Genomic DNA, 5364 nt, shown 5'->3' on the forward strand with positions numbered 1-5364 from the left:
GGCCGGGATAACCCCCCCCCACGGGCGGGATAACCCCCCCCCCCCCAAACCCCCCCCCCCCCGCCGGCGGCCCCCCCCACCCCCCCCCCCCTCCGCGGGGCCCGGCCCCCTCCCTCCGCCGCACCCAGGAGAAAGAGAGCACCGCACATGTTCGAGACCGTCCGCGAGGACTTCCGCGCCACCCTCGACGAGATCCGCGCCGCCGGGCTGCACAAGCCCGAGCGCGTCATCGGCACCCCGCAGAACGCGGCCGTCGCCGTGACCTCGGGCGGCGCGGCTGGTGAGGTCCTCAACTTCTGCGCCAACAACTACCTCGGCCTCGCCGACCACCCCGAGGTCGTCACCGCCGCGAAGGAAGCCCTCGACCGCTGGGGCTACGGCATGGCCTCCGTGCGGTTCATCTGCGGTACGCAGGAGGTGCACAAGGAGCTGGAGGCGCGGCTCTCCGCCTTCCTCGGCCAGGAGGACACGATCCTCTACTCCTCCTGCTTCGACGCCAACGGCGGAGTCTTCGAGACCCTCCTCGGCCCCGAGGACGCGGTCATCTCCGACGCCCTCAACCACGCCTCGATCATCGACGGCATCCGCCTGTCGAAGGCCCGCCGGCTGCGGTACGCCAACCGCGACCTGGCCGAGCTGGAGACCCGGCTCAAGGAGTCGCAGGACGCCCGCCGCCGTCTGATCGTGACGGACGGCGTGTTCTCCATGGACGGCTACGTCGCCCCGCTCGCCGAGATCTGCGACCTGGCCGACCGCTACGACGCCATGGTCATGGTCGACGACTCGCACGCCGTCGGCTTCGTCGGCCCCGGCGGCCGCGGCACCCCGGAACTGCACGGGGTCATGGACCGCGTCGACATCATCACCGGCACCCTGGGCAAGGCCCTGGGCGGCGCCTCGGGCGGCTACGTCGCCGCGCGCACCGAGATCGTCGAGCTGCTGCGCCAGCGCTCGCGCCCGTACCTCTTCTCGAACTCCCTCGCCCCGGTCATCGCGGCGGCCTCGCTCAAGGTCCTCGACCTGCTGGAGTCGGCCGGCGACCTGCGCGACCAGCTCGCCGCCAACACCAAGCTCTTCCGCACGAAGATGACCGAGGCGGGCTTCGAGATCCTGCCCGGCGACCACGCGATCGCCCCCGTGATGATCGGTGACGCGGCGGAGGCGGCGAAGATGGCGGAGCTGCTGCTGGAGCGCGGGGTCTACGTGATCGGCTTCTCCTACCCGGTGGTCCCGATGGGCGCGGCCCGCATCCGCGTCCAGCTCTCGGCCGCCCACTCCACGGCGGACGTGGAGCGTGCGGTGGCGGCCTTCATCGACGCGCGGGCGGCGCTGGCGTCCCTGACGGGCGCCGGAGCCTGATCCCGATGCGCCGGGCGCGGCGCCGCTGCCGGGGGCTGGCCAAATCCAGCCCCGCCGGCGTTTGAGGCGCGGGGTCTGGGGCGGAGCCCCAGGGAGCGGCGGAAGGGCGGGTAGGGGACGGCTCCCGCAGGGGCGGTTACCCGGCCAGGCGGGTCAGGCCCTCCTGGATCTCCTCCGGGGTGTGGGTCGTGAACGACAGGCGGAGGGTCCGGGGGTCCGGGGTCCCCGTGTAGAAGGGGGCTCCGGGGACGAAGGCGACCCCGCGGGCGGCGGAGGCGCGGAGTAGGGCCGTCGCGTCGTGGCCCTCCGGCAGTCGGGCCCAGACGAACATGCCGCCCTCCGGCCGGTTCCACGTGGAGCCCGGCGGGAGGGCCCCCGGCAGGCCCGCCAGGAGCGCGTCGCGGCGCAGCCGGTACGCGTCCCGGACCCCGGCCACGTGCGCGTCCAGGTCGGCCGTCCGCAGGTACTCCGCCACGGCCAGCTGGTCCACCGTCGAGGTGTGCAGGTCCGCCGCCTGCTTCGCGAGCACCGCCGCGCGCAGCAGGGCCGCCGGGGCGCGCAGCCAGCCCAGGCGCAGTCCGGGGGCCAGCACCTTCGAGAAGCTCCCGAGCAGGGCCGTGCGGTCCTCCGCTCCCGGGTGCGCGGCGAGCCAGGGGATGTCGGAGCCCTCGTAGCGGAGGTCCCCGTACGGGTCGTCCTCCAGTAGCCATAGTCCGAGGCGGGCGGCCGTCTCCGCGACCGCCTCGCGGCGGGCGGCGGGGAGGGTGCGGCCGGTCGGGTTCTGGAAGGTGGGGACGGTGTAGAGCAGCTTGGGGCGTTCGCGCGCGACGAGCTCCTCCAGCGCGTCCGGGAGGATGCCCTCGTCGTCGCACGGCACGGGGACCAGTCGGGCCCCGGCGAGCGCGAACCCCTGGAGCGCGGCCAGGTAGGTGGGGTTCTCGACCAGCACGGTGTCGCCCGGCTCGATCAGCGCGGTCGTGATCAGGCCGAGCCCCTGCTGCGAGCCGGTGGTGATCAGGAGCTCGTCCGCGGTGGTGGCGAGCCCGCGCCGGGTGAGCCGGGCCGCCACCGCGGTGCGCAGCTCCGGGGCGCCCTCGGTGGTCGAGTACTGGAGCGCGCGGCGGGCGGAGTGCGCGAAGGCGGCATCGTACGCGGCGCGCAGGCCCTCGGCGTCGAAGAGTTCGGGCGCGGGCAGGCCGCCGGCGAAGGAGATCATGCCGGGCCGGGAGGTGACGGCCAGGATCTCGCGGATGGCGGACGGGGCGGTCGTGCGCACCCGGGCGGCGAGGGCGGGCGGCGGGGCGCATGCGGGCGCGGGCGCGGAGGCGGAGGCGGTCGCGGAGGCGGGCACGGGAGCTCCTTCGGGAGGCGGGTGCGCGCATCGTAGTACCAGAAATGTGTAGACGGCACCTATGTATCGGATGCTGAACTGCCGGACGCGGAACCGCTGCTGAACTGTCCGCCGGGGGCTCCCCATCTGACGCTGCATCAGCTAGACCGTTTCCCATGACAGCAGACGAACGGAACACCCGGGCCGACGACTACGCCGAGCTCGCCTCGGTCGGCCCCTACGGAGTCCACCCCGGCCATGCGCTGATCACCATGGTCGAACCGCACCCGGGGCACGAGTTCGCGTACAACCGCTGGTACGAGGACGACCACTACTACGCCGGCGCCATGGCCATGCCCTGGATGTTCGCCGGCCGCCGCTGGGTCGCCACCCGGGACCTCCAGGAGCTGCGCTACCCGGAGAAGTCGGCGGTCGCCCAGCCCGTCACCGCCGGGTGCTACATCTCCACGTACTGGGTCACCGAGGGCCGCTACGACGAGCACATGAAGTGGACCGTCGGCATCAACAAGCGGCTCAACCGCGACGGCCGGGTCTACCAGGACCGCACCCACGTCTTCACCGCGTTCCAGGACCACGAGGCCACCGTCTACCGCGACGGAGCCGCCGGCCCCCGCGACTTCCACGCCCTCGACCACCCCTACGGCGGGCTCGTGGTCCAGGTCGTCGACGCCGACGGGCCGGAGCAGCGGGCCGAGCTGCTGGAGTGGCTGCGCTCGCGCGCCCTGCCGAAGCGGCTGGCCGGCTCCCCGGCCGCGATGGTCACGGTCTTCCGGCCGACGCCGCTGCCGGGCGACCGGATGACGTACGTGAAGCAGGTCGAGGGGGTCGACACCCGGCTGACCCTCCTGTGGTTCCTGGAGGCCGATCCGCGCAGCTGCTGGGACCGGTTCCGGGGGCTGGACACGGAGGTCGCGGAGGCCGGGCTGGGGCGGGTGGAGCTGGTGGCGCCGTTCGTCCCGACGGTGCCGGGGACCGACCGGTACGTGGACCAGCTGCGGTAGCGGTAGCTGTCCTTCTGCGTACGGACATGGCCGAGCCCCCTCGGCCAGGACGGCGGGCCAGTCGAGAGGGCTCCAGTCAGTGGTGCAGGTGGTGCGGGTGCCGCAGGTGGTGCGGGTAGTGCTGGTGGCGCTGTTCGTGCGTCTGCCGGCTGGGATCTTCGCCTCGATGTTCAGGCGAGGCGTCCCAGCCGGCCCTCGGTCACATCGGTGACGAACGAGGTCCAGGAGCCGGGCGCGAAGGTGAGGGACGGACCGTCCTGCACCTTCGAGTCGCGGACCGCGACGGCCTCCATGACGGGGGACTTGACCTCGACGCAGGCACCGTTGGCGGAGTACGAGGACTTGGTCCAGTTTTCCGTAGCGCCCTGACGAATAGCCATGTTTCTCTCCGGTTCAGCGAGTAGTTCGGCTGTCTGCCAGCCATTTCTCCGGCTGACGTGATCGACGCTACCCGCAGCTCCCCATGTGTGTTGGGGGCGTTCACCCGACCGAGTGGCATATTCTATTCAGGTCTTCTGTGGCCGGGGAGTGACGGTGTACCGTACCGGCCGTTTTACGGAACCTCACTTCCTCACTTCCGCTTGCCCGCGAACTCCTCGATGATCCCCGAGATGAACTGCCGGGTCTGGTCCACATTGAGGGCCTGCGCGCGCAGATGTTCGTACATCACGCTGTATTTCTGGACGTCGTTGGCCTTTTCCAGGTACAGATCGCTCGTCACGCCCTCGATGTACACCACGGTCGAGTCCGACGCGTCCGGGAATTCCAGAATGGCGTACTGGCCGTTGACGCCCGGGTGGGCACCCATCGAGAACGGCATCACCTGCACCGTGACGTGCGGCTTCTCCGATTGCTCTATCAGGTACTCAAGCTGGTGGATCATGAGCTGGGCATCGCCCACGTGCCGCTGCAGGGCCGCCTGGTCGATGACCGCCCACAGGCGCAGCGGCCCGAGCTCCGGGTTGTTGTTGTCGGTCTCGGAGAGCCGCTTCTGGCGGTGCATCCGGACCTGGACCCGCTTGTCCACGTCGGTCGGAGCGGTCTCCGGCCAGGCGCCGCGGACGAGCGCCTGGGCGTACTCCGGGGTCTGGAGCAGCCCCGGGATCACCAGGGGTTCGTAGGTGCGCAGGCTGGCGGCGTCCGTTTCCAGGCCGATGTAGACGCTGTACGGGATGTCGCCGAAGGCGTGCCACCAGCCCTGCTGGCGGGAATCCTTGGCCATCTGCATGAGGGAGTCGACGAGCCGCCGGTCCTCGACCTCGTAGACGTCGCACAGATCGCGGACGTCGCGCTGGCTGATGGAACGACGGCCGTTCTCCAGCCGGCTGATCTTCGACTGGGAGACGAGCAGGCGCTCTGCGACCTGCTCGGCCGTCATGCCCTTGTCCTCGCGGAGTTTGCGCAACTCCATGCCCAGTCGGCGGCGTCGGACGGTGGGATTGACATTGGACGCCACGTGAACGGCACCTCCGCCTTCTTCTTTCGCTGTCTCTCTGCGTGTCTGATGGTGAGCAGACTGCCACCGAAGTGCGTGGCCTCGCTGGGGAACACCGGGAAAGCAAACGCGCGGGGCGGGCGGGGGGGGGGGGAGAGCGCACCCCCCCCCCCCCCCCCCCCACGACCCGGGGGCGGGGGGGAGCGCGGGCATCCGAG

General features: G+C 71.5%; 5 protein-coding genes. 2 read left to right on the forward strand and 3 right to left on the reverse strand.

Annotated elements, in window-relative coordinates:
• The first annotated feature begins 147 nt into the window (after window positions 1–147).
• A complete protein-coding gene (locus ACFXDJ_RS09305) occupies window positions 148–1359 on the forward strand; it encodes a glycine C-acetyltransferase (RefSeq protein WP_384654756.1) in 1212 nt (403 codons plus the stop codon).
• Between the two features lie 136 nt (window positions 1360–1495).
• On the opposite strand, the gene ACFXDJ_RS09310 is transcribed toward ACFXDJ_RS09305, so the two are convergent.
• Window positions 1496–2710, reverse strand: coding sequence for a PLP-dependent aminotransferase family protein (locus ACFXDJ_RS09310; protein WP_384848607.1), 1215 nt, complete (start codon window positions 2708–2710; stop codon window positions 1496–1498).
• Between the two features lie 155 nt (window positions 2711–2865).
• On the opposite strand from ACFXDJ_RS09310, the gene ACFXDJ_RS09315 reads away from it, so the two are divergent.
• Complete coding sequence (locus tag ACFXDJ_RS09315) at window positions 2866–3711, forward strand: hypothetical protein (RefSeq protein ID WP_384661017.1); 846 nt, start codon at window positions 2866–2868, stop codon at window positions 3709–3711.
• Window positions 3712–3881: 170 nt separating this feature from the next.
• Here ACFXDJ_RS09315 and ACFXDJ_RS09320 read toward each other — a convergent pair whose 3' ends face one another.
• A complete protein-coding gene (locus tag ACFXDJ_RS09320; RefSeq protein WP_384661020.1) occupies window positions 3882–4091 on the reverse strand; it encodes a DUF397 domain-containing protein in 210 nt (69 codons plus the stop codon).
• Window positions 4092–4282: 191 nt separating this feature from the next.
• Window positions 4283–5167 (reverse strand): helix-turn-helix domain-containing protein, encoded by an 885-nt coding sequence (locus ACFXDJ_RS09325; RefSeq protein WP_384661022.1) that lies wholly within the window; start codon window positions 5165–5167, stop codon window positions 4283–4285.
• Between the last annotated feature and the right edge of the window lie 197 nt (window positions 5168–5364).

The organism is Streptomyces sp. NPDC059443, assembly GCF_042750105.1.
GTDB lineage: Bacteria > Actinomycetota > Actinomycetes > Streptomycetales > Streptomycetaceae > Streptomyces.